This window comes from Streptomyces sp. NPDC004065 (genome assembly GCF_044903565.1).
In the GTDB taxonomy this organism is placed as follows: domain Bacteria; phylum Actinomycetota; class Actinomycetes; order Streptomycetales; family Streptomycetaceae; genus Streptomyces.
Genome location: NZ_JBJDQT010000016.1, coordinates 49,612 through 75,822, shown reverse-complemented (window position 1 = coordinate 75,822; position 26,211 = coordinate 49,612). Strand labels below are relative to the sequence as shown.

General features: G+C 73.7%; 19 protein-coding genes. 12 read left to right on the top strand and 7 right to left on the bottom strand.

Features of this window, described 5'->3' with window-relative positions; translation table 11 throughout:
* Window positions 1–211: 211 nt before the first annotated feature.
* Window positions 212–1,657 carry an aldehyde dehydrogenase family protein gene (locus tag ACI2LW_RS18495; protein ID WP_404732261.1) on the top strand — a complete coding sequence of 482 codons (1,446 nt, stop codon included), beginning with the start codon at window positions 212–214 and terminating at the stop codon, window positions 1,655–1,657.
* A gap of 286 nt (window positions 1,658–1,943) precedes the next feature.
* Here the strand turns inward: ACI2LW_RS18495 and ACI2LW_RS18490 are convergent, their stop codons facing one another.
* Window positions 1,944–3,494, bottom strand: coding sequence for a PP2C family protein-serine/threonine phosphatase (locus tag ACI2LW_RS18490; RefSeq protein WP_404732260.1), 1,551 nt, complete (start codon window positions 3,492–3,494; stop codon window positions 1,944–1,946).
* Between the two features lie 818 nt (window positions 3,495–4,312).
* Here ACI2LW_RS18490 and ACI2LW_RS18485 point away from each other — a divergent pair.
* Entirely contained in the window at window positions 4,313–5,038 is a 726-nt protein-coding gene (locus ACI2LW_RS18485; protein ID WP_404732259.1) for a CDP-alcohol phosphatidyltransferase family protein, read from the top strand.
* Here the strand turns inward: ACI2LW_RS18485 and ACI2LW_RS18480 are convergent.
* A complete protein-coding gene (locus ACI2LW_RS18480; RefSeq protein WP_404732258.1) occupies window positions 5,001–5,453 on the bottom strand; it encodes an adenylyltransferase/cytidyltransferase family protein in 453 nt (150 codons plus the stop codon). The genes ACI2LW_RS18485 and ACI2LW_RS18480 overlap by 38 nt on opposite strands.
* Before the next feature lie 207 nt (window positions 5,454–5,660).
* Between ACI2LW_RS18480 and ACI2LW_RS18475 the strand changes: the two genes are divergently transcribed.
* The 3 genes from ACI2LW_RS18475 to ACI2LW_RS18465 are packed head-to-tail and all read left to right on the top strand — an operon-like array spanning window position 5,661 to window position 9,759.
* Window positions 5,661–6,890: a glycosyltransferase gene (locus ACI2LW_RS18475; RefSeq protein WP_404732327.1), complete on the top strand. Its 1,230-nt coding sequence runs from the start codon at window positions 5,661–5,663 to the stop codon at window positions 6,888–6,890.
* Window positions 6,887–8,533: a lipopolysaccharide biosynthesis protein gene (locus ACI2LW_RS18470; RefSeq protein ID WP_404732257.1), complete on the top strand. Its 1,647-nt coding sequence runs from the start codon at window positions 6,887–6,889 to the stop codon at window positions 8,531–8,533. Before ACI2LW_RS18475 ends, ACI2LW_RS18470 begins: the two co-directional genes overlap by 4 nt.
* Window positions 8,530–9,759 carry a hypothetical protein gene (locus ACI2LW_RS18465; RefSeq protein WP_404732256.1) on the top strand — a complete coding sequence of 410 codons (1,230 nt, stop codon included), beginning with the start codon at window positions 8,530–8,532 and terminating at the stop codon, window positions 9,757–9,759. Before ACI2LW_RS18470 ends, ACI2LW_RS18465 begins: the two co-directional genes overlap by 4 nt.
* Here the strand turns inward: ACI2LW_RS18465 and ACI2LW_RS18460 are convergent.
* Window positions 9,719–11,218 carry a hypothetical protein gene (locus ACI2LW_RS18460; protein WP_404732255.1) on the bottom strand — a complete coding sequence of 500 codons (1,500 nt, stop codon included), beginning with the start codon at window positions 11,216–11,218 and terminating at the stop codon, window positions 9,719–9,721. The two genes, ACI2LW_RS18465 and ACI2LW_RS18460, sit on opposite strands and share 41 nt — an antisense overlap.
* Before the next feature lie 94 nt (window positions 11,219–11,312).
* Here ACI2LW_RS18460 and ACI2LW_RS18455 point away from each other — a divergent pair, with 94 nt between their 5' ends.
* Both ACI2LW_RS18455 and ACI2LW_RS18450 read left to right on the top strand, forming a co-directional pair.
* Window positions 11,313–11,882 carry a WcaF family extracellular polysaccharide biosynthesis acetyltransferase gene (locus ACI2LW_RS18455; protein ID WP_404732254.1) on the top strand — a complete coding sequence of 190 codons (570 nt, stop codon included), beginning with the start codon at window positions 11,313–11,315 and terminating at the stop codon, window positions 11,880–11,882.
* Complete coding sequence (locus ACI2LW_RS18450) at window positions 11,879–12,994, top strand: glycosyltransferase (protein WP_404732253.1); 1,116 nt, start codon at window positions 11,879–11,881, stop codon at window positions 12,992–12,994. Before ACI2LW_RS18455 ends, ACI2LW_RS18450 begins: the two co-directional genes overlap by 4 nt.
* Before the next feature lie 95 nt (window positions 12,995–13,089).
* On the opposite strand, the gene ACI2LW_RS18445 is transcribed toward ACI2LW_RS18450, so the two are convergent.
* Window positions 13,090–15,363, bottom strand: a complete 2,274-nt coding sequence (locus tag ACI2LW_RS18445) for a LamG-like jellyroll fold domain-containing protein (protein WP_404732252.1) — start codon at window positions 15,361–15,363, stop codon at window positions 13,090–13,092.
* Window positions 15,364–15,719: 356 nt separating this feature from the next.
* Window positions 15,720–16,733 carry a GDP-mannose 4,6-dehydratase gene (gene gmd / locus ACI2LW_RS18440; RefSeq protein ID WP_404732251.1) on the bottom strand — a complete coding sequence of 338 codons (1,014 nt, stop codon included), beginning with the start codon at window positions 16,731–16,733 and terminating at the stop codon, window positions 15,720–15,722.
* A gap of 105 nt (window positions 16,734–16,838) precedes the next feature.
* Here gmd and ACI2LW_RS18435 point away from each other — a divergent pair, with 105 nt between their 5' ends.
* The gene (locus ACI2LW_RS18435; protein WP_404732250.1) at window positions 16,839–17,831 is read left to right on the top strand and encodes a GDP-L-fucose synthase family protein; all 993 of its coding nucleotides are present in this window, start codon (window positions 16,839–16,841) and stop codon (window positions 17,829–17,831) included.
* Between the two features lie 118 nt (window positions 17,832–17,949).
* Here the strand turns inward: ACI2LW_RS18435 and ACI2LW_RS18430 are convergent, their stop codons facing one another.
* The gene (locus ACI2LW_RS18430; protein ID WP_404732249.1) at window positions 17,950–19,299 is read right to left on the bottom strand and encodes a sugar transferase; all 1,350 of its coding nucleotides are present in this window, start codon (window positions 19,297–19,299) and stop codon (window positions 17,950–17,952) included.
* A 617-nt stretch (window positions 19,300–19,916) separates the two neighbouring features.
* Between ACI2LW_RS18430 and ACI2LW_RS18425 the strand changes: the two genes are divergently transcribed.
* Window positions 19,917–21,857 carry an acyl-CoA dehydrogenase family protein gene (locus ACI2LW_RS18425; RefSeq protein WP_404732248.1) on the top strand — a complete coding sequence of 647 codons (1,941 nt, stop codon included), beginning with the start codon at window positions 19,917–19,919 and terminating at the stop codon, window positions 21,855–21,857.
* A gap of 3 nt (window positions 21,858–21,860) precedes the next feature.
* Here the strand turns inward: ACI2LW_RS18425 and ACI2LW_RS18420 are convergent, their stop codons facing one another.
* Window positions 21,861–22,049 carry a hypothetical protein gene (locus ACI2LW_RS18420; protein WP_404732247.1) on the bottom strand — a complete coding sequence of 63 codons (189 nt, stop codon included), beginning with the start codon at window positions 22,047–22,049 and terminating at the stop codon, window positions 21,861–21,863.
* 144 nt (window positions 22,050–22,193) lie between these two features.
* Between ACI2LW_RS18420 and dxr the strand changes: the two genes are divergently transcribed.
* From dxr to ispG, 3 genes are all read left to right on the top strand, one after another.
* Window positions 22,194–23,492, top strand: a complete 1,299-nt coding sequence (gene dxr, locus ACI2LW_RS18415; protein ID WP_404732246.1) for a 1-deoxy-D-xylulose-5-phosphate reductoisomerase — start codon at window positions 22,194–22,196, stop codon at window positions 23,490–23,492.
* 8 nt (window positions 23,493–23,500) lie between these two features.
* Window positions 23,501–24,793 (top strand): M50 family metallopeptidase, encoded by a 1,293-nt coding sequence (locus tag ACI2LW_RS18410; protein ID WP_404732326.1) that lies wholly within the window; start codon window positions 23,501–23,503, stop codon window positions 24,791–24,793.
* 173 nt (window positions 24,794–24,966) lie between these two features.
* Entirely contained in the window at window positions 24,967–26,124 is a 1,158-nt protein-coding gene (gene ispG, locus ACI2LW_RS18405; RefSeq protein WP_404732245.1) for a flavodoxin-dependent (E)-4-hydroxy-3-methylbut-2-enyl-diphosphate synthase, read from the top strand.
* Window positions 26,125–26,211: the final 87 nt, after the last annotated feature.

The window sequence follows — 26,211 nt, the reverse complement described above, 5'->3', positions numbered from 1 at the left end:
GAACCGGCGGCCCGTCCTGTGCCGAAACAGCGGCCCCTCCTGTGCCGAACCGGCGGCCCGTCCTGTGCCGAAACAGCGGCCCCTCCTGTGCCAAACCGGCGCACCGCGGATTCGCACTGCTCCACCTCGGACAAGCACCGCACGGCCGGTCCCGCCCTACCGTTGACGACGCAAGCAGACATCCCAACGCGGAAGGGCCGGGACCCTCACGATGACTTCCACCACCGCCTTCTGGCTCGCCGGCCGCCAGGTCACCGGCGAGGACACCTTCGACGTCACCTCCCCGTGGGACGGCCGGACGGTCGGCAGCGTCGCCGTGCCGACCGACGCCCAGATCGAGGAGGCCGTGGCCGCCGCGTACGCGGTGCGCGAGGAGTTCGCCGCCACCCCGGCGCACGTCCGGGCCGCCGCCCTGGACCACGTGGCCAGGCGGCTCGCCGAGCGCACCGAGGAGATCGCGCAGCTGATCTCCGCCGAGAACGGCAAGCCGGTCAAGTGGGCGCGCGGCGAGGTCGGGCGCGCGGTGTCCGTGTTCCGGTTCGCCTCGGAGGAGGCCCGCCGGTTCAACGGCGGCGACGCCCAGCGCCTGGACACCGACGCCGGCGGCCAGGGGCGCCTCGCGCTGACCCGCCGCTTCCCGAAGGGTGTCGTGCTCGGCATCGCGCCGTTCAACTTCCCGCTCAACCTGTGCGCCCACAAGGTCGCCCCGGCGATCGCGGCCGGCGTCCCGATCATCCTCAAGCCGGCCCCGGCCACCCCGCTGTCCGGCCTGGTCCTCGGCGAGCTGCTGGCCGAGACCGAGCTGCCGGCCGGCTCCTGGTCCGTCCTGCCGGTCCCCAACGACAGGATGCCCGCGCTGGTCCAGGACGAGCGCCTGCCGGTCATCTCCTTCACCGGTTCCGAGAAGGTCGGCTACGCGATCATGGACTCGGTGCCGCGCAAGCACTGCACGCTGGAGCTCGGCGGCAACGGCGCGGCCGTCGTCCTCGCCGACTTCGCGAGCGACGAGGACCTGGACTGGGCGGCGACCCGCATCGCCACCTTCTCCAACTACCAGGGCGGCCAGTCCTGCATCTCCGTGCAGCGCGTGATCGCCGACGCCTCGGTGTACGACCGGCTGCTGCCGCGCATCGTGGCCGCCGTGGAGGCCCAGGTCACCGGTGACCCCTCGGACTCCGCGACCGACGTCGGCCCGCTGGTCAGCGAGGACGCCGCCAAGCGTGTGGAGTCCTGGGTGCAGGAGGCCGTCGAGGCCGGCGCCACGCTGCTCACCGGCGGCAAGCGCGAGGGCGCCTCCTACGCGCCGACCGTGCTGACCGACGTCCCGGCCGACGTGACGCTCGCCTGCGAGGAGGTCTTCGGGCCGGTCCTGACAGTGACCAGGGTCGACGGCGAGGCCGAGGCGTTCGCCGCGGTCAACGACTCCAAGTACGGCCTCCAGGCCGGGGTGTTCACCCACGACCTGCAGGCCGCCTTCCGGGCCCACCGCGCCCTGGAGGTCGGCGGCGTGATCATCGGTGACGTCCCCTCGTACCGCGCCGACCAGATGCCCTACGGCGGCGCCAAGCAGTCGGGCGTGGGCCGCGAGGGCGTGCGGTTCGCGATGGAGGACTACACCTACGAGCGCGTCCTGGTCCTGACCGGTCTCGCCCTGTAGACCCGGACCCACCGCCCGCCGGAGGCCGGAGCCCGCTGTGCGGGGGCTCCGGCCTCCGGCGTGCGGGCTTGGGTGTCCGACCTGCGGGCTCGGCGTCCGGCGTGCGGGCCGGGCCTTCGACGTGCGGGGCGGGGCGTCCGCCGTGGGTGCGGGGGCCTCCGCCGTAGGGGCCGGGCCTCCCGACGTGCGGGCCGGGCCTCCGACGCGCGTGCGGGGCCGGTCGGGCGGGGCGCGGCACGCCCGCACGGGCGGGGCGCGCGGCCTACCCACCGGGTGCGCGGGGCCGTCACGGGGTGAGGCGGGCGGCCAGCAGGGCCACGTCGTCGTGCAGCGTGGGCTGGTGGGCGACCAGGGCGTCGCACAGCTCGCCGAGCGGGTGCGAGGCGTGGGTGGCGGCGATGTGGGCGGCCTCGGCCATCCCCTCGTCGAGGGTGTGCGCCGGGTGCTCGACCAGCCCGTCGGTGTGCAGCAGCAGGGTGGCCCCGGCGGGCAGCGGCCAGGCGCTGTCCGGCCGGGGCATGGCGGGGTCGACGCCCAGCGGCAGGCCCGTGTCGGCGTGCAGATAGCGCGCCTCGTGACCGGGGCTGATGAGCAGCGGTGGCAGATGGCCCGCACTGGACCAGCGCAGCAGCCGGCCGCCCTCCGGCGCCGGTTCCAGCCGCGCCACCAGCGCGGTGGCCAGCGGCGCGCCGTGCAGTGCGTGCAGCACGGTGTCCAGGCGGTGCAGGATCCGGCTGGCCGGCTCCCGCTCGTCGAAGGCGATGACCCGGAGCATGTTGCTGATCTGGCTCATCACGGTGGCGGCCTCCAGGCCGTGCCCCATGACGTCGCCCACCATCAGGCACGGCACCGCCTCGGGCAGGTGGATCAGGTCGTACCAGTCGCCGCCGATCCGGGGCGCCTCGGTGGACGGCCGGTACCGCGCCTGCAGTTCCAGCCCCGGCAGCGCCGGCAGGTCCGGCAGCAGCCGTCGCTGGAAGTCCTCCGTGGCCCGGCGCAGCCGCTCGTAGAGGCGGGCGTTCTCGATGGCCACGCCCGCGGCCCCGGCCAGGGCCAGGACGATGTCCTCGTCCTCCTGGCTGAAGGCGCCGCCGCTCTTGTCGGTGAGGTACAGGTTGCCGTAGACGGTGCCGCGGACCCGGATCGGCACCCCGAGCAGGCTGGTCATCACGGGATGCCCCTCGGGGAAGCCGGCGGAGCGGGGGTGGGAGGCCAGGTCGGCCACGCGCAGGGCCTGCGGGTGGCGGACCAGCTCGCCCAGCAGTCCGCTGCCGTGGGGCAGCTCGGCCCCGCCCTCCTCGCGGAACCGGTCCGCCCCGAAGCCGGAGGTGATGAGCGCGGTGAACGTCCGGGTCTCGCCCAGGACGCCGATCGCGGCGTAGCGGGCGCCCGTGAGTCTGCGGGCGGACTCCGTGATGGTGTGCAGCACCGCGTCGAGTTCCCGGGCGCCGCTGATGGTCACCACGGCGTCCAGCAGGCCGCGGATACGGCCATGGGCTTCGGCGAGCTGCCGCAGCCCGGCCTGGAGCTGGTCGAGGTCGTCGTCACCCGGCAGCGTCCGCCGGTACGTCCCGGCAGGCGGCCGCCCGCCGCCCGCCCCGGCCGGCCCGCCCGGCTCGCCGGGCCCGTCCGGGGCGCCGCGCCCGCCGGGCGGCCCGGACCGGGCGTCGGCGTGCGGGGTCTCGCGCTCGCCGGGCCCGCGCGGCGGCCTGGATTGGGCGTCCGGGGTGGTGGCGCGCTCGCCGGGCCCGCCCGGCGGCCGGGACCCGCCGGGCGGGCCCGGTCCACGGGGCACGACCGCCTCGGCCGGCCCGCCCGGCCGGAAGGATTCGGTCACGGCGAGCGTCACCTCCTCGGGCTGCTCCCGTTCACAGCCCTACGGGTACCCGGGGCCCGGTACCTGATGACACGCCCCGCGCCCGGCGGGGCCCCGGCCCGTCAGGGGGGAGGCCGTCCAGCCGGAGGCCGCCCGGGAGTGCCCGGCGAAGCCGGTGGTGCCGCTTGGGGCGGCGGGTGCGGCGCACCGGCCGGCACACGGCGACGTCCCGGTGCCCGGGCCTCGGCAGGTGTTCCGCGCGCGGTGGGCCGGGGTGCCCGGCGAAGCCGGTGCGCCGCTCGGGGCGGCGGGCGCGCCCCGGTCGGCTCACGGCGACGTCCCGGCACCCGGACAGGCGCTCCGCGCGCAGCGCGCCTGTCCCTCGGCCCGCCGCGCCGGTGACTGGGCGCGCGGCACGTGGGAGCACGGCACTCGTACACACGGCGCACCCGTGCGCGTGGCACCCGGGGGCCGGGCACCCGTGCGTGCTGCACCCGTCCGCGTGGCACCCGGAGGCGTGCGGCACCCGGAGGCGTGCGGCACCCGGGGGCACGGCACCCTGGGGCACGGCACCCCGGGGGGTGCGCGGCGCGCGGCACCCGCGCCCCCTCCCCGGTGGGCCGCGGCACCCCGGGGCCGTGGGCGCGGGCGGTGGTCGGCGCGGCGACGGCCGGAGGGAGCCGTCCCGTCCGCCGCGGCGCTTCGGCACCCCCCTCACACCCCTGCGCACCCGTGCGCGCGGCACCTCGAACACGCACGTGCACCTGTTCGGCGCATGTCATCATGGCGTCACCGTGGCGCCGGGGGAGGCGCCGCACAGCGGAACACGTGGGGGGCTCGTGGGGACGTCGGTGCTGGGGGAGCTGCGCGGGGCGCAGAAGTCCGCGAAGGGCGTGTCGCTGTACTCGCGCTACGTGAACCGGCCGGCGGGCCGCTATCTGGCGGCAGGTGCGTACCGGCTGGGGATGACGCCCAATCAGGTCACCCTCGTCAGCGCCGGGCTGACGTACTCGGGGATCGCCGCCGTGGCCCTGGAGCGTCCCTCCTGGCCGCTCGCCCTCACGGTGTACGCCTCCCTCGTGGTCGGCTTCGCCTTCGACTCCGCCGACGGCCAGCTCGCCCGGCTCACCGGCCGGGGCGGTCCCGCGGGGGAGTGGCTCGACCACGTGGTGGACTGCGCGAAGATGGTCGCGCTGCACTCGGCGGTGCTGATCTCCTTCCACCGCTTCTTCGAACTGCCCGGCGACGGCTGGCTGCTTGTGCCGCTGGGCTTCCAGCTTGCGGCCGTGGTCACCTTCTGCGGTGGCCTGCTGACCGAGCAGCTCAAGCGCGGCCGCCCCGCCGCGGCCGGCGCCACCCCGGCGGCTCCGCCCTCCCGGCTGCGGGCCGTGGCCCTGCTGCCGGTGGACTACGGGGTGTTCTGCCTGGTGTTCCTCACGCTGGGCGCGCCGGACCTCTTCCGGCTCGTCTACGCCGTACTCGCCGCCGTGCACGCCCTGTTCCTGGCGGCGTTCCTCGCCAAGTGGTTCAGGGAGCTGTCCGCGCTTCCCCGGAACCCGGCGTGACCAGCGCGTCCAGCGCCCTGGTCAGCAGGGTGCTGGAGGTGTGGACGGTGTACGGGAAGTAGACGACCTCGACGCCCACCGTCGCGAAGTCGCGCTCGAGCTTCTCGCCCTTGTCGGTGCCCCGCCAGTCGTCGCCCTTGAAGATCACGTCGAACCGGACCTGCTTCCAGGTCTCCAGCTTGTCGGGGACGGTCTCCACGAACGCGGCGTCCACGTGCCGGACGCTGCGCACGATCTCCAGGCGCTCCGGCAGCGGGACCACCGGCCTGCGCCCCTTGGCGAGTTCGGCCATCTCGTCCGAGACCACACCGGCCACGAGATAGTCGCACTGGCTGCGGGCATGACGCAGAATGTTCAAGTGCCCGATGTGGAACAGGTCGTAGACACCGGGTGCGTAGCCGACACGATGGACCATGCGTTCTCCCCCCACAGTGAACGTCACAGCGAATGTCCGTCCGTCAACGGCGGTTGCCGGGCCGTCAACGGCAGTTGATGGTCCTCGACCTTACTGTGAAGTCCACTGGGAGATCCGGTGAACGGTTAAGGTGGCCATGGATCACTTCTGGGGGGAAGGGGACCGGTGTTGACCGGATCGGATGTCCTGACCGGCCGCTGTGTGCTGCTGGTCTCCACCAACTACGCGCCGGAGCACACCGGCATCGGGCCCTACGCCACCCAGCTCGCCGAGCACTGGGCGGCCCGGGGCGCCGACACCCATGTGCTCGCCGGCATGCCGCACTACCCGTCCTGGCGGCTCGACCCGGCGTACGCGGGCCGCTGGCGGACCACCGAGTCCCGGGCCGGGGTGACCGTCCACCGGCGCCGGCACACCGTGCCCGCGCGGCAGACCGCCGTCCGCCGCGCCCTGTTCGAGGCCTCGCTGCTCGCCCACCAGCTCGCCGCCCCGCCCCGGATGCCCCGCCCGCACGCGGTGGTCGCCCAGATGCCGAGCCTGGCGGGCGCGGTCGCCGCGGCCCGCATCGCCCGCAGGCACCGGGTGCCGTTCGTGCCCGTGGTCCAGGACCTGATGGGCGCCGCGGCGGCGCAGAGCGGCATCAGCGGCGGCGACCGGGCCGCCGCGGTGGCCGCCCGCGCCGAACGGTACGCGCTCGGCCGGGCCGCCCTCGTCGGCGTCATCCACGACAGCTTCCGGCCCCGCGTCGAGGCGATGGGCGTCGACCCCGGCCGCATCCGCCTCGTCCCCAACTGGTCCCACGTCGCCCGCCCCTGGCGGCCGCGCGCCGAGACGCGCGCCCGGCTCGGCTGGGCGCCGGAGCGCCAAGTGGTGCTGCACTCCGGGAACATGGGACTCAAGCAGGGCCTGGAGGTGCTGGTCGACGCGGCGCGCCTCGACCCCGGGACCGACTTCGTCCTCATGGGCGACGGCAACCAGCGCGCCCACCTCGAGGAGCGGGCACGGGACGTGCCCAACCTGCGTTTCCTGCCGCCCGCCGAGGAGGCCGACTTCCCCGACGTGCTGGCCGCCGCCGACGTCCTCGCGGTCACCCAGCGGGCGTCCGTCCTGGACATGAGCGTGCCGTCCAAGCTGACCTCGTACTTCGCCGCCGGGCGGCCGGTGGTCGCCTCGGTCGCCGCCGAGGGCGGCACGGCCGACGAGGTGCGCCGCTCGGGCGCCGGGGTGCTGGTCGCTCCGGAGGACCCGGCGGCACTGCTGAAGGCCGTCCGGGACCTGGCGGCCGACCCCGAGGGCGCCGGCCGGCTCGGGGCCCGCGGCCCCGCGTACGTGGACGAACGGCTCAGCCGCGCGGCCGGGCTCGGCCGCCTGGACGACCTGCTCGCCGAGGCACTGCAACAGGGCACCACCGCGCACGAAGGAGCGGCACGCGCATGAACGAAGAGGCACGCGGGCAGCAGGACGAGCCGGAACTCCTGCGCGACCAGGTGCAGCAGGTCCTGCGGCACCGCGTCCTGGTGGCCGGCGGGCTGATCGCCGGACTGCTCGCCGGCGCCTGGTTCGCGCTCGGGTCGGCGCCGTCGTACGAGGCCTCCAGCGAGGTCCTCGTCCGCGCGGCCACCATCAACCCGTACGCGGCGGCCGGGATATCCGTCGACAAGCAGATCAACATCGGCAGCGAGCGGCAGACCGCCGCCGGCAACTCGGTGGCCTCCCGGGCCGCGACGAAACTCGGCCGCAGCGCCTCCGACGCCGGCCGGCTGCAGAGCCACCTCCAGGTCACCAACCCGCCGGACACGCTGGTGCTGAAGTTCTCCTACGTGGCCGGCACCCCCAAGGCCGCCGCCGCGGGCGCCAACGCCTTCGCCGAGGCCTATCTCGACTACCGCGAGAAGCAGACCGCCGGCACCGTCGCCAAGATGGTCAAGGGCTACCAGAACCAGCTCAACCCGCTCGCCAAGCAGCGCGAGGACCTCCTCAGGCAGATCGACCGGCTGCAGAGCGACAGCGAGAAGGGCACCGCGCTGGCCGCGCAGGCCAACCTGCTCAGCCAGATCACCCAGCTCACCAACAACATCAGCGAGCTGAAGGCGCTCGACACCACCCCCGGCTACGTCACCGTCACCGCCGAGCCCCCGACGAGCGCGGAAGGACTGGGCACCCCGCTGCTGATCGCCCTCGGCGGAGTGCTCGGCCTCGCCGTCGGGCTGCTCGGCGCCTGGCTGCGGATGATCTTCGACCCCTCGGCCCGCTCGGCGGAGACCGTGGCCCGCGCGCTGCGCGCCCCCGTCCTCGCCGCCCTGCCCAAGGCGCCCGAGGAGCCGCTGCTCGCCGCCGACGGCGCCCTGGCCGAGCAGTACCGCTCGGTGGCCTTCCGGCTCGCCTACGACCGCCACTTCACCGACCGCCGCCGGCTGCTGGTCGTCGAGCCGAACGGCGAGGGCACCACCGCCGCGGCCGTCGCCGTCAACCTCACCGCCTGCTTCGCCGAGACCGGCATGTCCGCCCTGCTCGTCGAGGCCGACCTGCGCCACCCCGGCCTCGCCGACCGCCTGCCCGAGGCGCCCAAGGGACGCGCCGGCTGGGCCAACGCACGCACCGCGGAGGGCGGTCCCTGGCCCGGCGGCCGGCACATCACGGTCGACGCCGGCGAGTCCGGCACCTTCGAACTCGTCCCCGGCGCCCGGGTGCCGCACGTGGCCCGCACCCTCACCTCCTCGGCCACCACCCGCCTCATCGACCAGGCCGACGCCCCGAACACCACCGTGGTCGTCCTCGCCCCGCCGGTGCTGTCCTACGCCGACGCGCTCGCGCTGGTGGACCGCGTGGACGGCGTCGTCGTGGTCTGCGACCCGCGCACCACCGCGCGCACCGCGCTGGAGCGCGTCCGCGAGCTCATCGACGGCGCGGGCGGCCAGGTGCTCGGCGCCGTACTGCACTCGGCGGACCGGCACCAGCGCAAGCAGCGTCGCCGGCCGGCGCGGACCGCCGCCCCCGCCGGTGGCCGGCCCACCCCGCCCGTCACCGCCCGGCACGAGGAGACCGTCAACCTCAAGACCCTGTCCTCGGGCAGCCGGTGAGAGCGCGCACGGCCGTCGTCTGCTCCGTCGCGGACCAGGCGGTGAGCGCGCTCACCAACATCGCCGTCCTGGTCCTGGTCGCCCGGCACAGCGAGGCCGGTACCTTCGCCGTGTTCGCCACCGCCTACGTCGTCTTCACCGTGCTGCTCGGCGCGTTCGGGGCGTACGTCGGCCAGGAGCTGGTCCTGCACCGGGGCGAGCCGCGGACCCTGGGCCGGGCCTGCCGCGGCGCCGTCGTGTTCACGGCGAGCGCCTCCACCGCCCTCGGCGCGCTGCTGGCGGGCGGCGCGGCCCTGCTCTCCCCGGACGCGGCCGTCTACGGGGCGCTCGGCCTGGTCCTGCCCGTCACGCTCACCCAGGACACCCTGCGCTACTGCTTCTCCGTGCTGCGCCTGCCGCACCTCGCGCTGCTCACCGACCTGCTGCGGCTCGCCGCCGCGCTGCCCCTGCTGGCCGTGCAGCCCGGCGGCGCCTCCGCCGCGCGCACCACCCTCGTGTGGGGTCTGTCCGCGCTGCCCGCCCTGCTGCTGGCGCTGGCCCTGCTGCGCCCGCACGTCCGCGGCGCACGGGCCGACCTGCGCCGGTACGCCGCCCGCGGCCACCTGGGCCGCCGCTTCCTGGTCGAGTTCGGCGTCGGCAACGCCACCAGCCAGCTCGCCGTGCTCGCCCTCGGCCTGTTCGCCACCCCGCTCGCGGTGGGCGCCCTGCGCGGTGCCACCACGCTGTTCGGCCCGCTGAACGTGGCCTTCAACGCGGCCACCGGATTCGGGCCGCCGCTGCTCGGCCGCCATCCCGCGCCCCGGCGCGCGGCCCTGGCCGCGGGCGCCGCGCTCGCCGCCGTGGCCGCCGGCTGGGCCGCCCTGCTGTACGCCCTGCCCACCCGCTACGGCCGTCAGCTCCTCGGGGACACCTGGGAGGCGGCCGCGAAGGTGCTGCCCGCCACCGGCGCCCAGTACGCGGCGATGGCCTTCGGGGTGTGCGGGCTGCTCGCCCTGCGCGTGCTCGCCCCCCGCGCCACCCTGCCGGTGCAGCTGATGTTCTCACCGGTGTCGGCGGGACTGCTGCTGGCCGGGTACGCCTGGGCGGGTGTGACGGGCGCCGCCTGGGGACTGTGCCTGGGCTCGGTGCTCAAGGGCGGCGCGGCCTGGCTGCGGGCGGCCCGCGCCCCCGCCGGGACGGGGGCCGTCAGCGCAGCTGCCGCCACCGCTCCGGACGCAGTGTCGTGATCAGCGCCAGGCACATCACGCCGATCGCGATCCGCCCGGAGGCCTGCAGCAGCGGCCCGCGCAGCAGGATGAAGGAGTAGCCGGCCAGCAGCGGCACCGCCAGGGTGAGGATGGTCGGCGGTCCCGCCCGCACCACCTTGTGCGCGTAGCGCCGGTCCACCCGGGCCGCCCCCCAGCCGATCAGCCCGAACCCGGCGATCATGCCCGCCGAGCCGAAGTCCAGCCACAGCTCCGCCCACAGCGGGGAGGAGCGGTTGGTGTTGGCCGCCGCCATCCACTGGCTCACCATCACCCCGGTGTCCTGCGGCTTGGCCGTCCACACCGAACGGGGCACGAAGAACAGCAGCGAGCCGGCCAGCTGGCGGCCGTAGGTGTGGCCGTTGCCCGCGTCGGCGTAGGTGATGGTGTTGGCGAACATCGCCATCTGGTCATAGTCCTTGAGCACCAGCGGATCGAGGACCGAGGAGGTCTGCGCGGCGGCGGGGGTGTTCGCGCTGTCGTAGCGGAACTTGTCCGCGAACGGGAAGATCAGCACGGCCGCGGCGACGCCCAGGGTCAGCGCCGTCCGGTACATCGTGGGGCTCTGCGGGAACATCGTGAACAGCAGGGCCAGCAGCACGGTCAGGAACCAGTAACGCGGGTTGGAGATCGGGTTGTTGACCACCAGGTTCAGCGCCGCGAGCCCGGTCAGCACGATCCACGGCAGCGCGCGCCCGCGGGCGGCCGGCGAGGTGATCAGCCACCGGGTGACGACCATCAGCGCCAGCAGCGCCGGGACCGTGCCGAAGCCGCGCAGCATCGCCGTCCCGGCCTGCGAACCGCCGTCGCCCACACCGCTGCTGTCGATCGACTGGCTGATCTCCATGCGGCTGGCGAAGAACACCCCGAGCCCGCCGAGCTTGAGGACGAACAGCCCGCCGGCCGCGAACGCCAGCGCCACCAGCAGCACCAGGCGCCGCCGCGCCACCTGGGCGGGACGGAAGACGGTCCGGGCCGTGGGCCGCACCCCCGGCCGCACCAGCAGCGCGCCCGCGTCGAAGGCCGCGCACGCCGCCAGCACCAGCCCGACGGCGAGCGCCAGGTCGGAGCGCGAACCGGCCACCGGCACCGGATATTTGCCCATCACGGTCTGCGCGAGCGGGGCGATGCCCATCGCCATGTAGACGAACAGCCAGAACGTGCCCTGGAGCAGCTTGCGGTGGCGGCCCAGGATCATCGTGGACAGCCGGGCGCCGGCGTACACGGTGAGCACCAGTTGCAGCCAGTACGCCTGGTCGTGCGGCCCCACGCCCTGCCGCAGCGTGACGAACGCGGGCAGCAGCACCGTCAGGCCCAGCACCAGCGGCAGCGCCAGCACCCGCCGCAGGGCGCCGCGCGGCGACCCCTTCTCCGCCGCCGGGTCGCCGCCCAACGGTCGTACGACAGCCGGTGATCCGGCAGCCGGCGTTCCCGCCGCCATAGGCCCCCCTCTGCTTTTCGTTCACAGAGTCTACGGATCTGTGTGCGAACCGGATGCGGAATCCCTAGGGTGGATCACGGAAGAGGGGGGACTCTTGCGCGATCTTCGAACATTCACACTGTCCGGATACGACAAGGGGCGCGGCCTCGTCACCCAGGCGCTGTGGTTCTGCGTGATGAACACGCTGTTCATGGCGTGGTTCTGCCCGGCGAGGCTGCGGGTGGCGCTGCTGCGCGCCTTCGGCGCGCGGATCGGCGAAGGGGTGCTGATCCGGCACCGCGTCCGCGTCCTGTGGCCGTGGAAGCTCACCATCGGCGACCACACCTGGATCGGCGAGGGCGCCTGGCTGCTCAACCTCGAACCGGTCACCATCGGCTCGCACGTCTGCGTCTCCCAGGAGGCGCTGCTGTGCACCGGCAGCCACGACCACCGCACCACCGACTTCCGCTACCGCAACGCGCCCATCACCGTGGCGGACGGCGCCTGGATCGCGGCCCGCGCGACCGTACTGCCGGGCGTGACGGTCGGCCGGCACGCGGTGGTCTCGGCCGGCACGGTCCTCGCCCGCGACCTGCCCGAGCTCACCCTGCACACCGCCGACGGCACCCGCGCCCTGAAGGAACCCGGGCAGCAGCCGGCCACCGCGCGGGAGCGCACCCGGTGAGGGCCCTGCACGCCGTCACCCTGCACACCCCCACCCAGGCGTTCGGCGGCCCCGTGCGGGTCGCGGTGAACCTCACCGGCTCGCTGGCCCGGCTCGGCGTCGAGTCCCGGATCGTCGCCCTCGGCTCCGGCTTCGACGGGCCGCTGCCGGAGCACGTCGACGGCCGTCCCGCCCGCCTGTACCCGGCCCGGCGGGTGCTGCCCGGCGCCGGCTTCAGCGGGATCACCTCCCCGGCGCTGCTGGCCGGCGCCCGCCGGCTCGTCCGGGACGCCGACGTGGTCCACGTCCACCTCGCCCGCGACCTGGTCACCCTGCCCGTCGCGCTGGCCGCGCTGAGCGCCCGGCGGCCCCTGGTCGTGCAGACCCACGGCATGGTCGACCCCAGCGACAAGGCGCTCGCCCGGCTGCTCGACGTACTGGCGGTGCGCCGGGTGCTGCGGCGCGCGGACGCCGTGCTGCACCTGACGTCCTACGAGCGCAAGGCGCTGGACGCGGTGCTCGGCGGCAAGGACCCCGGCAACGGCGTCCGGCTGGTCAACGGCGTGCCCGCCCAGGACCGCCGCCCGCACCCGCCCGGCCCGCCCCGGCTGCTCTACCTGGCCCGGATGCAGGCCCGCAAACGGCCCGCGGACTTCGTCGCCGCCGCCCCCGAGGTGCTGCGCCGGCACCCCGACGCCCGTTTCGTGCTGGCCGGCGCGGACGAGGGCGAGCTCGGCACGGCCCTGAAGCTGGCCGGGGAACTGGGCGTGGCCGGCTCCGTCGAGTACCTGGGCACCCTCGCCCCGGACGCCGTCCTGGACGAGCTGCGCCGCGCCCATGTGCACGTCCTGCCCTCGGTGGACGAGCCGTTCCCGATGTCGGTCCTCGAGGCCCTGTCGGTGGGCGTCCCGTCGGTGGTGACGCCGACCAACGGGCTCGCCGACGACCTCGCCCGCACCGGGGCCGGCCGCGTGGCCCGCACCCCGGACCGGCTGGCCGCGGAGATCCTCCCGCTGCTGGACCGCGAGACCGGCGAGCGCGCCTCCGAGGCGGCCTGGGAGCTGTCCCGCACGTCCTTCTCGCTGGACGCGGTCGGCGACCGCCTCCACACGCTGTACGCCTCGCTCACCTGACGTGGGTGGGGGCCGCCGGGCCCCCCCCCACGGGGGGCGGGCGCGCACCCGGGCGGCCCGGAGGACCGCGGCCGGGCCGGCGCCCGCGCTCCGTCCTACTGGGCTCCCGAGCCCCGCTGGTAGTGCGTCAGCACCTTGCTCGACGTCAGGGCCTTGTTGTAGACGGCGACCTCGTCGATCAGCCCGGTGAAGTACGGGCTGGAGGGCGCGTTGGTCCAGGAGGAGGACAGGGTGTCGCCGCCGACCCGCCAGTAGCCGGTGCCCGACTCGTTGCCGGTGACGAGCAGGTTGGAGGCGCGCAGGCCTCCGTCGACGTACAGCTTCATGCCGTCGCCGCCCTCGGTGGCGACCACGTGGTGCCACTTGCCGTCGTTGTACGACTGCGAGGTGGTGACCGTCCGCACCGACCCCGCGTACACGCCGAAGACCAGCCGGCCGTTGTTGGTCATGTAGACGTGCTTGTCGTAGCGGTTGGACGGCAGCTGCACCTTGTTGCCGAAGCCGACGAGCTTGCCGCCGTTGGTGGCGGTGGTCTTGAACCACAGCTCCAGCGAGAACGAGGACGGCGCGCTGTGCGCCTTGTCGCTGTACGTCCACTCCTTCTGCGCGCCGGTGTAGCCGACCGCCGAGCCGGAGTGGGCCGCCGCGTCCGTGCCGCCCTGGGCCGGCGCGTTCCAGTGGACGCCGCTGTCCTCGGCGCCGGAGCTGTCGGCCGCGTACGCGCCCGAGGCCTCGTCGTAGCGCCAGTACAGGGCGGCGCCGTCCCCGCGCACGGCGGCGGCGTAGGCGTCGGCGGCCGAGGCCACCGTCACCGACTGCGCGGCGGACTTGGCGGAGGTGTTGGTCCCGTCGCTGACGCTGACCCGGTAGGAGTGCGTCTCGCCGGCCGCCACGGCGGTGTCGGTCCAGGTCACCTGCGGGCGCGACCAGGGCAGCGAGTCGGCGGAGAACTCGTGCACCGGGGTGGTGCCGCCGTCCTTGTAGATCCGGTAGGTCAGGTGGCTGTCGTCGGTGTCGTAGCTGGAGCGGACGTGCACGGCGACCCGGCCCGGCTCGATGCTCTCCACCTTGACCTGCGGCAGGGTGGGCGCCCCGGTGTCGGGGCCCGAGGAGACCCGGGACAGCGACTGCTGCGCGGTGCCGTTGACCGTGGTGAACTCGCCCCCCACCCACAGGTAGTCGGTGCCGTTCTTGGGGGCGAGGGTGAACACCCGCGGGCCGATGCCCTCGCCGATGCCGTCGTTGGTGTCCGGCGCCCAGCCCACCAGCTTCGGGTCGTTGACGCCCTCGGCCAGCAGATGGCGGCGCTGGCCGTCCGGGTACTCGCCCATCGAGGAGCAGTCGTGGGCGTGCGAGGCGCTGTAGACCAGGCCCTTGTAGAGCTGGAGGGCCTGGGTGGCGCCCAGGCAGGTGTCCCGCCAGCGCTGGGCGAAGGTGTCCGGCTCGAAGGCGGCGCGGCCGTCGAAGACACCGCCGCCGGTGCCCTCGCTGCCGGTGTAGACGCCGGTGGAGTCGGCGGTGATGGCCTTGACCACGGAGGTGTCCGGGAAGAAGCCGCGCGGGTAGGCGCGGGTCACCGCGCCGGTGGTGGCGTCGGTGACGGCCAGGGCGTGCGAGTCGCTGCCGTTGACGGTGAAGAAGTCGCCGCCGACCGCCACGTGCTGCCCGTCGGCGGTGACCTGCACGGCCCGCCCCGGGGCGTCCGCGTTCGCCGTCCACCCGGTCAGCGCGCCGGTGGTGTCCACCGCCGCGAACCGCTGCCGGGCCGTGCCGTTGACGGTGGTGAAGTCGCCGCCGAAGTACACCGTGCCGGCGGTCACCGACAGCGCCCGCACGGTGGCCGGCACCGACGGGCGGAAGTCGGTACGCGGGGTGCAGGTGGCGATGTCGATGGCGACCAGGCTGCTCGCTCCGGAGCCGTTGACCGCGCCGAAGTAGCCGCCCGCATAGAGGGTTCTGCCGTCCGGGGACACCGCGAGGGACCGCACGGTGGCGGTGCCGCTGCCGACCGTGAACGACAGGTCGCAGTCGACGGGGGCGCCGGTGGCGGCGTCGAACGCGGCGAAGTTCAGCGCCGGCCGCTCGCCGCTGCCGCCGGCGGCGGTGCCGGCGGGCCGGATCGCCGAGAAGGTGCCGCCCGCGAAGACCACCCCGTCGGCCTGGGCCAGGGCGTAGACGACGCCGTTGGTCTGCCAGGTCGAGAGGGTGTCCGCGGTCAGGGCGACCGGAGCGGTGAGCGCCGAGGCGCCGGTGGCGGTGAGCGGCAGGCAGAGCAGGGGAGCGGCGCAGGCGAGGGCGAGCGCGGTGAGGCGCCGCCGGTGTCTGGTCCGGCGGCTCAGCAGCCGTGGTTGCGTGGAACTGCCGTGCATTGTTTCTCCTAGCGGTGCGAGCGGGTGGTACTGGCGCTGTGGGGGGCGTCTTGGAGGGCTCGGGGCCGGGGCCGAGGCCGGGAGCTGGAAGCCCTGAGCCGGGAGCCGGGAGCCGGGAGCCGGGAGCCCTGAACCCTGAGCCGGGGGCCGGCGGCTGCGGACCGTGAGCTGTGAGCTGTGAGCTGTGAGCTGTGGGCCCGGGGTGCGGGGCGCCGGTACCGGGGAGGGGGCGGCGGGGCGCGGCGGGAAGAAGGTGCCGGGCGGCCCGGGGAGGGGGGAGTCCGGGCCGCCCGGCGGCGGGGGAGGGCCGGCGTGCCGGTGGGCGGGAGGAGCGGCGGGCGGAGGAGCGGCGGGTCTCAGCGGTCCACGCGTACGGCGGCGCCGGCCAGCTCGTCCTCCAGGCGCGCCACATCGGCGTCCACCATGATCCGGGCCAGCTCCTGGACCTTCACCGACGCCTTCCAGCCGAGCAGTTCCTCCGCCTTGGAGGCGTCACCGATCAGCGCGTCGACCTCGCTGGGGCGCTCGTACTTGGGGTCGTAGCGGACGAACTCGGTCCAGTCCAGGCCCGCGTGGGAGAAGGCGACCTCCAGGAACTGCCGGACGGTAGCGGCCTCGCCGGTGGCGACCACGTAGTCGTCGGGCCGGTCCTGCTGGAGCATCCGCCACATCGCCTCGACGTACTCGGGCGCGTAGCCCCAGTCGCGCACCGCGTCCAGGTTGCCGAGGTAGAGACGGTCCTGCAGGCCGGCCTTGATCCGGGCGACCGCGCGCGTGATCTTGCGGGTCACGAACGTCTCGCCGCGGCGCGGGGACTCGTGGTTGAACAGGATGCCGTTCACCGCGAACATGTCGTACGCCTCGCGGTAGTTGACGGTCGTCCAGTAGCCGAAGACCTTGGCGCAGCCGTACGGGCTGCGGGGGTGGAACGGCGTTCTCTCGTTCTGCGGCGGCGGGGTGGCGCCGAACATCTCCGAGGAGGACGCCTGGTACAGACGGGTGTCGATGCCGCTGGCCCGCACCGCCTCCAGCAGCCGGACCGTGCTCAGGCCGGTGACGTCGCCGGTGTAGAGGGGCGCGTCGAAGGAGACGCGGACGTGGGACTGGGCGCCCAGGTTGTAGACCTCGTCGGGGCGCAGGTCGCGCAGCAGGTTGACCAGCGCCACCCCGTCCGACAGGTCGGCGTGGTGCAGGATGAAGGACCGCTCCGGCTGGTCGGGGCCCTGGTAGATGTGGTCGATCCGCTCGGTGTTGAAGCTCGAGGAGCGGCGGATCAGGCCGTGCACCGTGTAGCCCTTGCCCAGCAGCAGCTCCGCCAGATACGAGCCGTCCTGGCCGGTCACTCCGGTGATCAGCGCCGACTTGCCCATTCAGTACCCCCTCCGACGCGACCAACCGGTCACGTTTTCATGTGAATTGCCCTGATTTTCTGAAGAACGTCCCCCGGTGGCGCCGGACGCTGGCACAATCCGCGCATGAACGCTGACGCTTCGCCCCCGCCCCCGCCCTCGCCCGAGTCCGCCTCCGAGTCCCCGCTGCTCCCGCGCGGGGCCCGGGTGTTCGTCGCCGGCCATCGCGGCCTGGTGGGGTCCGCGGTGGCCCGCCGGCTGACGGCCGACGGACACGAGGTGGTCACCCGCACCCGGGAGCAGCTCGACCTGCGCGACGCCGCGCGGACCGAGGCCTTCCTGCGCGACGCCCGCCCGGACGCCGTCGTGCTGGCCGCCGCCAAGGTGGGCGGCATCATGGCCAACAGCACGTATCCGGTGCAGTTCCTGGAGGACAACCTGCGGATACAGCTGAGCGTGATCGCGGGCGCCCACACCGCGGGTGTCCCGCGCCTGCTCTTCCTCGGCTCCTCCTGCATCTACCCCAAGCTCGCCGAGCAGCCGATCCGCGAGGACTCCCTGCTCACCGGCGCGCTGGAGCCGACCAACGAGGCCTACGCCATCGCCAAGATCGCCGGTATCACCCAGGTCCAGTCCTACCGCCGCCAGTACGGCGCCGCGTACATCAGCGCCATGCCGACCAACCTCTACGGCCCCGGCGACAACTTCGACCTGGCCACCTCGCACGTGCTGCCCGCCCTGATCCGCCGCTTCCACGAGGCCCGCGCCGCCGGGGCCCCGGAAGTGGTCCTGTGGGGCAGCGGCACCCCGCGCCGGGAGTTCCTGCACGTCGACGACGTGGCCGCGGCCTGCGCCCTGCTGCTGGAGCGCTACGACGCGGAGGCGCCCGTCAACATCGGCTGCGGCGAGGACCTGCCGATCAGCGAACTGGCCGAGCTGGTGCGCGAGGTGACGGAGTACCGGGGCGAGATCGTGTGGGACACCGGCAAGCCCGACGGCACCCCGCGCAAGCTCCTGGACGTCTCCCGGCTGACCGCCCTCGGCTTCAAGCCCGCCGTGCCGCTCAGGGACGGCATCGCCGCCACGTACCGGTGGTGGCTGGAGCAGCAGCGGGGCTGAGCCGTCCCCCTCCGGGGCCCGGCAGCGGGGCGGGGCCCCGTGAGGGGCGCGGGGCGTCGCGGTCCCGGCAGGGCGCGGCGGCGTCCCGGGCAGGGGGTGACGCATGGCGGCGGCCACCTCAGTACGCCCCGCGGCCGTCGACGACGGCACGCAGCGTACGGGTCATGATCTCGACGTCGGTGGCCACCGACCAGTTGTCGACGTACCACAGGTCCAGCGACACCGTCTCGTCCCAGGACAGGTCCGAGCGCCCGCTGACCTGCCACAGTCCGGTCATGCCCGGCTTGACCGCCAGCCGCCGCAGCTCGGTGCGGTCGTAGCGGGCCACCTCGTCGGGGAGCGGCGGCCGCGGCCCAATCAGGGACATGTCACCACGAAGGACGTTGAGGAGCTGCGGCAGTTCGTCCAGGGACACCCGCCGCAGCACGGCGCCGAGCGGGGTCACGCGGGGGTCGCGGCGCATCTTGAACATGTGCCCGTCGTGCTGGTTGGCCCCGGAGCGCGTCAGTTCGGCCCGGCGGGCCTCCGCGTCGGCCACCATCGTGCGGAACTTCCACATCGTGAACGGCTTGCCGCCCAGCCCGCAGCGGGTCTGCCGGTGGAACACCGGCCCCGGCGAGGTGCACCGCACGGCCAGCGCCAGCACGGCGAAGAGCGGGGCCAGGGTGACGAGGCCGACCGCCGCGCCGAGCCGGTCCAGCAGGGACTTCAGCCACGGCTGGCCGAACTCCTGGGCGGGCGGCGCCACCTGGAGAACCGTTAATCCGGCGGCGGTGGTGGGCCGTACCCGCGCCTCGGTGACCTCGGCGAGCCCCGGCACCACCGCGAGCTGCAGTCCGGCGCCGTGCAGCGCCCAGGCCACGTGCCGCAGCCGTTCGCCGGTCATCCGCAGTCCGGGCGCCACCAGCACGACGTCCGCCCCGAGGCCGGCCGCGGCCCGCAGGACGGCGTCGGCCTCCCGGGCGCGGTCGGTGGTGGTCGCCGCCAGCCGCTCGGCCACGGGCATGCCGCACTGCACGTCCTGGGGGCCGACCGGGACCACGCCCACGACCACGTAGGCGTGGTCGGTGCGGGAGGCGAGCCGTCCGACGACCTGGTCCACGGCGGCCGGCTCGCCCACCACCAGCGCCCGGCGCACGGCCCGTGCCTCCCGCCGCTGACGGTTCAGGTGCAGCCGGGTCAGGGGCGCGACCGTGGCGGTCAGCGCCAGCCCGGGGACGAGCCCGGCGAGCGCCAGGGTCGGGCGCGGGCCGTTCTCCAGGCCCAGGAGGGTCAGCGCCAGCGCCAGCACGCCGGCCAGCAGCACCCAGTCCCGTACGGCGGCCAGGATCCCCCAGGACTCCCCGAGGCGCTGGGCGGCGTACCGCCGCCGGCTCGCCCGGATGGCCGTCCACACGCCCGCGCCGACCAGTCCGCCGAGCGCCGGCACCTCCTGCCCGTCGGCGGCCAGCGCCGCGGTCAGCGGCACCCCGATTCCGCAACTGTCCGTGACCAGCGCCAGGGGGCGGTACCAGCGGGCCTTGCCGTCACCCGTTCGGCCCCACGGCCGGTCATGGACCGGCGCCGGGCGCGTTTCCGCCACCGCCGTTCGATGCGCCGTTCGACGAATCGTTTTCTCGGAAACTTTCGCGGCCGCAGTGGCCCCATCGGCCTCCGTGGCCCCAACCGCCCCCGTTTTCCCTGCTGTTCCCCCGGACGTCTCCTCGGCCCTCACTCGTCCGGCCGACTTCGACACGTCGACTTCCCGCATGCGCCCCCCAGCCATACGTTGCCGCTACGAGCCCCTCCGCAACACGGTCCCCACCGAACGGACAAGCCCAAGTGATCGTGGACCCTATGACACAACTGTGCGGTTCGGCGGGGGTTTTCGAGAAATTCATAGGAATCCGGTGAAGGAGTTCACAACTGGCCTTCACGCCGCGCCCATCCGATGCTTGGGGGAAACCGCACCGAAACAGGCGGTGCGCTGCGAGTGCCCGTGCGCGAGGGGTGGTGAGCCCACCCGCCATCGGGTACATACGATCCAGTAGCACCGGTCAGTAACGTACCGTCCCCAAGATCCCTATTCGCGGCGAGGTGAGCCTCATGTCCGCACCAGCCACCAACAAACCCACCGTCACCGAGCGTGAAGCGCGCCAGGTGGCGGAAGCCGCCCGGGAGCAGGACTGGCGCAAGCCGAGCTTCGCCAAGGAACTGTTCCTCGGCCGCTTCCGGCTCGACCTCATCCACCCGCACCCCCTGCCGGCCGAGGACGACGTCCAGCGCGGGGAGGAGTTCCTGGCCAAGCTGCGCGACTTCTGCGAGACGAAGATCGACTCGGCCCGGATCGAGCGTGACGCGCGCATCCCCGACGAGGTCATCACCGGGCTCAAGGAACTCGGCGCGCTCGGCATGAAGATCGACACCAAGTACGGCGGCCTCGGCCTGACCCAGGTGTACTACAACAAGGCGCTCGCCATGGCCGGTTCGGCCAGTTCCGCGGTCGGCGCCCTGCTCTCCGCGCACCAGTCGATCGGCGTACCGCAGCCGCTGAAGATCTTCGGCACCCAGGAGCAGAAGGACACCTTCCTGCCGCGCTGCGCCCGCACCGACATCTCGGCGTTCCTGCTGACCGAGCCGGACGTCGGCTCGGACCCGGCGCGCCTGGCCACCACGGCGGTCCCCGACGGCGACGACTACGTCCTCGACGGCGTCAAGCTCTGGACGACCAACGGGGTGGTGGCCGACCTCCTCGTCGTCATGGCGCGCGTGCCGAAGTCCGAGGGGCACCGCGGCGGGATCACCGCCTTCGTCGTCGAGGCCTCCGCCGAGGGCGTCACGGTGGAGAACCGCAACGCCTTCATGGGCCTGCGCGGCATCGAGAACGGCGTCACCCGCTTCCACCGGGTCCGCGTTCCCGCGGCCAACCGCATCGGCGAGGAGGGCCAGGGCCTGAAGATCGCCCTGACCACCCTCAACACCGGCCGGCTGTCCCTGCCGGCGATGTGCGCGGGCGCCGGCAAGTGGTGCCTGAAGATCGCCCGCGAGTGGTCCGCGGCCCGCGAGCAGTGGGGCAAGCCCGTCGCCCTGCACGAGGCGGTCGGCTCCAAGATCTCCTTCATCGCGGCCACCACCTTCGCCCTGGAGGCGGTGCTCGACCTGTCGTCCCAGATGGCCGACGAGAACCGCAACGACATCCGCATCGAGGCCGCCCTCGCCAAGCTCTACGGCTCCGAGATGGCCTGGCGCATGGCCGACGAGCTGGTGCAGATCCGCGGCGGCCGCGGCTTCGAGACCGCGGCCTCGCTCGCCGCCCGCGGCGAGCGCGCCGTCCCGGCCGAGCAGCTGCTGCGCGACCTGCGCATCAACCGCATCTTCGAGGGCTCCACCGAGATCATGCACCTGCTGATCGCACGGGAGGCGGTCGACGCCCACCTCTCGGTCGCCGGCGACCTCATCGACCCCGACAAGTCCCTGTCGGACAAGGCGAGGGCGGGCGCCAACGCGGGCGTGTTCTACGCCAAGTGGCTGCCCAGACTGGTCGCGGGACCGGGCCAGCTGCCCCGCTCGTACGCCGAGTTCCACCCGGCCGGGCACGTCGACCTCTCCGGGCACCTGCGCTACGTCGAACGCCACGCCCGCAAGCTGGCCCGCTCGACGTTCTACGCCATGTCCCGCTGGCAGGGCCGGATGGAGACCAAGCAGGGCTTCCTCGGCCGGATCGTCGACATCGGCGCCGAGCTGTTCGCGATGAGCGCCGCCTGTGTCCGCGCCGAGCTGCTGCGCTCCCAGGGCGACCACGGCCGCGAGGCCTACCAGCTCGCCGACGCGTTCTGCCGCCAGTCGCGCATCCGGGTGGCGGAGCTGTTCGACCGCCTGTGGACCAACACCGACGACCTCGACCGCAAGGTCGTCAAGGGCGTCCTGGGCGGCGCCTACACCTGGCTGGAGCAGGGCGTGATCGACCCCTCGGACGACGGCCCGTGGATCGCGGAGGCGGAACCCGGCCCGTCGAAACGGGAGAACGTGCACCGGCCGATCCGCTGACGGCTACAGGCTGCCGGGCGGTGCCTGCCACTGCGTCGGCTGCCCGGTGACAGAGGCGATGGTCTCGAAGTCCGTGTCGTAGTGCGGGACGGTGAGACCCCGCAGCTCGGCGGTCGCGGCGACCAGCAGACCGACCGCGCCCGCCGAGCGGTGCGGGCCCTTGTCCGTGAGGTCTGGGAGGTCTGGCTCCACACGACGCATGCCCACGTCAGCGCCCGGTCATCCGAGCAGCAGCGGTCATCGACGGTGGCTCGCCTTGCCCGGTCGCGGCGACGCGCCTTCCCCGAGGAGCACGCCCCGTCCCGTCCGCCGGCTGCTTGCCGCCACAATGGAGGGATGAGCGACAGTCCAGCCCCACTCGCCGATCCGCACCTCGTCTTCGACCCCGTCAGCGGGGACGGGCCCAAGGACGTGGTGGTCCTCGGGTCCACCGGGTCCATCGGCACCCAGGCCATCGACCTCGTGCTGCGCAACCCGGACCGGTTCCGGGTGACCGGGCTCTCCGCCAACGGCGGCCGGGTCGGTCTCCTGGCCGAACAGGCCCGCCGGCTGGGGGTGCGGACCGTCGCCGTGGCCCGCGAGGACGTCGTACCGGAACTGCGGGAGGCGCTCCGCGCCCAGTACGGGACCGCCGGGCCGCTGCCCGAGATCCTCGCCGGCCCCGGCGCGGCCACCGAGCTGGCCGCCTCCGACTGCCACACCGTCCTCAACGGCATCACCGGCTCCATCGGCCTCGCCCCGACCCTCGCCGCCCTGGAGGCCGGGCGCACCCTGGCGCTCGCCAACAAGGAGTCGCTCATCGTCGGCGGCCCGCTGGTCAGGGCCCTCGCCAAGCCGGGCCAGATCATCCCCGTGGACTCCGAGCACGCCGCCCTCTTCCAGGCGCTCGCCGCCGGCACCAGGGCCGATGTGCGCAAGCTGGTCGTCACCGCGTCCGGCGGCCCTTTCCGCGGACGTACCCGGCAGGAGCTGGCCCACGTCACCGTCGAGGACGCCCTCGCCCACCCCACCTGGGCCATGGGACCGGTGATCACGGTCAACTCCGCCACCCTGGTCAACAAGGGCCTGGAAGTCATCGAGGCGCACCTGCTGTACGACATTCCCTTCGACCGCATTGAGGTCGTCGTGCATCCGCAGTCGTATGTCCACTCGATGGTTGAGTTCACCGACGGATCCACACTCGCCCAGGCGACGCCCCCCGACATGCGCGGGCCCATCGCCATAGGCCTCGGCTGGCCCGAACGCGTCCCCGACGCCGCGCCCGCCTTCGACTGGAGCAAGGCGTCGACCTGGGAGTTCTTCCCGCTCGACGACGACGCCTTCCCCTCCGTGGGCCTGGCCCGGCACGTGGGCCGGCTGGGCGGCACCGCCCCGGCCGTGTTCAACGCGGCCAACGAGGAGTGCGTCGACGCCTTCCTGCGCGGCGCACTGCCCTTCAACGGGATCATGGACACCGTGACCCGGGTGGTCGAGGAGCACGGCACGCCCGCGCTCCCGGCCTCGCCCGGGCGGGGGAACCCCGGCGGCGCGGGAACTTCGCTCACCGTGCCGGACGTCCTCGAAGCGGAGACCTGGGCCCGCGCCCGGGCCCGGGAACTGACAGCGCAGACGGCGACCGCGGAGGCGCGTGCATGACATCCCTGATGATGATCCTCGGCATAGTCGTCTTCGTGATCGGCCTGCTGGTCTCGATCGCCTGGCACGAGCTGGGGCACCTGTCCACCGCCAAGCTCTTCGGCATCCGGGTGCCGCAGTACATGGTCGGCTTCGGCCCGACCATCTGGTCGCGCCGGAAGGGCGAGACGGAGTACGGCATCAAGGCCATCCCGTTCGGCGGCTACATCCGCATGATCGGCATGTTCCCGCCCGGCGACGACGGCCGCATCGCCGCCCGCTCCACCTCGCCCTGGCGCGGCATGATCGAGGACGCCCGCTCGGCCGCCTTCGAGGAGCTGCGCCCCGGCGACGACAAGCGCCTGTTCTACACGCGCGCCCCGTGGAAGCGGGTCGTCGTGATGTTCGCGGGCCCCTTCATGAACCTGGTGCTCGCCGTCGCGCTGTTCCTCACCGTCCTGATGGGCTTCGGCATCTCCCAGCAGACCACCTCGGTCAGCTCCGTCTCCCAGTGCGTCATCGCGCAGAGCGAGAACCGCGACACCTGCGCCAAGTCGGACCCGGCCTCCCCGGCCGCCGCCGCCGGCCTCAAGGCCGGCGACCGGATCGTCTCCTTCGACGGGGTGCGGACCGACGACTGGAACAAGCTCTCCGACCTCATCCGCGCCACCCCCGGCAAGGACGTGGCGATCGTCGTCGACCGGGACGGCCGGGACGTGACCCTGCACGCGAAGATCGCCACCAACAAGGTCGCCAAGAAGGACTCCCACGGCCAGATCGTCCAGGGGCAGTACGTCACCGCGGGCTTCCTCGGGTTCAGCGCCGCCACCGGCGTCGTCCGCCAGGACTTCGGCCAGTCGGTCACCTGGATGGGCGACCGGCTCGGCGAGGCCGTCGACTCCATCGCGAGCCTGCCCGGCAAGATCCCCGCCCTGTGGGACGCGGCCTTCGACGGCGCCCCCCGGCAGCCCGACTCCCCGATGGGCGTGGTCGGCGCGGCCCGCGTCGGCGGTGAGATCTTCACCCTGGACATCCCGCCCACCCAGCAGCTGGCCATGGCCCTGATGCTGGTCGCCGGCTTCAACCTCTCCCTGTTCCTGTTCAACATGCTCCCCCTCCTGCCGCTCGACGGCGGGCACATCGCCGGCGCCCTGTGGGAGTCGCTGCGCCGCCACCTGGCCAGGGTGCTGCGCCGTCCGGACCCGGGCCCCTTCGACGTGGCCAAGCTGATGCCCGTGGCCTACGTGGTGGCGAGCGTCTTCATCTGCTTCACCCTGCTGGTCCTGGTGGCGGACGTCGTCAACCCGGTCAAGATCTCCTAGCCTGCGTCCGTCCAGAGGGCGGCCGGGCGCGCACCGCGCCCGGCCGCCCTTTCACGGGCGGGCACGGCCGGGTGGGATGTGCCCGCGAGGGCGGCCGTACCGTAATCTCAGAGCCTGGAGCCCGCCGCTCAACGGGGCCGGACCTTGATCCACGACTTGGGGTTGCACAGCAGATGACTGCGATTTCTCTCGGCATGCCGTCCGTTCCTACCCAGCTCGCCGAGCGCCGCAGGAGCCGGCAGATCCAGGTCGGCAGTGTGGCGGTGGGCGGGGACGCGCCGGTGTCGGTGCAGTCGATGACGACGACGCGGACCTCGGACGTGGGTGCGACGCTGCAGCAGATCGCGGAGCTGACGGCGTCGGGGTGCCAGATCGTGCGGGTGGCGTGTCCGACGCAGGACGACGCGGACGCGCTGGCGACGATCGCGCGCAAGTCGCAGATCCCGGTGATCGCGGACATCCACTTCCAGCCGAAGTACGTGTTCGCGGCGATCGAGGCGGGCTGCGCGGCGGTGCGGGTGAACCCGGGCAACATCAAGAAGTTCGACGACCAGGTGCGGGAGATCGCGCGGGCGGCGAAGGACCATGGCACGCCGATCCGGATCGGGGTGAACGCGGGGTCGCTGGACCGGCGGCTGTTGCAGAAGTACGGCAAGGCGACGCCGGAGGCGCTGGTGGAGTCGGCGCTGTGGGAGGCGTCGCTGTTCGAGGAGCACGGGTTCCGGGACATCAAGATCTCGGTGAAGCACAACGACCCGGTGGTGATGATCGAGGCGTACCGGCAGCTGGCGGAGCGGTGTGAGTATCCGCTGCATCTGGGGGTGACGGAGGCGGGTCCGGCGTTCCAGGGGACGATCAAGTCGGCGGTGGCGTTCGGTGCGCTGTTGTCGCGGGGGATCGGGGACACGATCCGGGTGTCGCTGTCGGCGCCGCCGGTGGAGGAGGTCAAGGTCGGTATCCAGATCCTGGAGTCGTTGAATCTGCGGCAGCGGGGTCTGGAGATCGTGTCGTGTCCGTCGTGCGGGCGGGCGCAGGTGGATGTGTACAAGCTGGCGGAGGAGGTCACGGCGGGGCTGACGGGGTTGGAGGTGCCGCTGCGAGTGGCGGTGATGGGGTGTGTGGTGAACGGGCCGGGGGAGGCGCGGGAGGCGGATCTGGGGGTGGCCTCGGGCAACGGCAAGGGGCAGATCTTCGTCAAGGGCGAGGTGATCAAGACCGTGCCGGAGTCGAAGATCGTGGAGACCCTGATCGAGGAGGCCATGAAACTCGCCGCACGCATGGAGGCCGAGGGCGCCGCCTCCGGCGAACCCGAGGTCTCGGTCGCCGGCTGAGCACCCCGGAGCACCACCGCCCGGCCGGTCCCGCCGCCCCCTGCCCGGGGGCGGCGCCGCCCGGATCGGGCGGGTACAGTGCGGAGA

What these genes read in the sequence shown, in the direction of transcription:
- ACI2LW_RS18495 (WP_404732261.1), top strand. Translation starts at nt 212, where the DNA reads ATGACTTCCACCACCGCCTTCTGGCTCGCCGGCCGCCAGGTCACCGGC.
- ACI2LW_RS18480 (WP_404732258.1), bottom strand. Translation starts at nt 5,453, where the DNA reads ATGGTCCATCGTGTCGGCTACGCACCCGGTGTCTACGACCTGTTCCAC.
- ACI2LW_RS18470 (WP_404732257.1), top strand. Translation starts at nt 6,887, where the DNA reads ATGAACGAAGAGGCACGCGGGCAGCAGGACGAGCCGGAACTCCTGCGC.
- ACI2LW_RS18460 (WP_404732255.1), bottom strand. Translation starts at nt 11,218, where the DNA reads ATGGCGGCGGGAACGCCGGCTGCCGGATCACCGGCTGTCGTACGACCG.
- ACI2LW_RS18445 (WP_404732252.1), bottom strand. Translation starts at nt 15,363, where the DNA reads ATGCACGGCAGTTCCACGCAACCACGGCTGCTGAGCCGCCGGACCAGA.
- gmd (WP_404732251.1), bottom strand. Translation starts at nt 16,733, where the DNA reads ATGGGCAAGTCGGCGCTGATCACCGGAGTGACCGGCCAGGACGGCTCG.
- ACI2LW_RS18435 (WP_404732250.1), top strand. Translation starts at nt 16,839, where the DNA reads ATGAACGCTGACGCTTCGCCCCCGCCCCCGCCCTCGCCCGAGTCCGCC.
- ACI2LW_RS18425 (WP_404732248.1), top strand. Translation starts at nt 19,917, where the DNA reads ATGTCCGCACCAGCCACCAACAAACCCACCGTCACCGAGCGTGAAGCG.
- dxr (WP_404732246.1), top strand. Translation starts at nt 22,194, where the DNA reads ATGAGCGACAGTCCAGCCCCACTCGCCGATCCGCACCTCGTCTTCGAC.
- ACI2LW_RS18410 (WP_404732326.1), top strand. Translation starts at nt 23,501, where the DNA reads ATGATGATCCTCGGCATAGTCGTCTTCGTGATCGGCCTGCTGGTCTCG.
- ispG (WP_404732245.1), top strand. Translation starts at nt 24,967, where the DNA reads ATGACTGCGATTTCTCTCGGCATGCCGTCCGTTCCTACCCAGCTCGCC.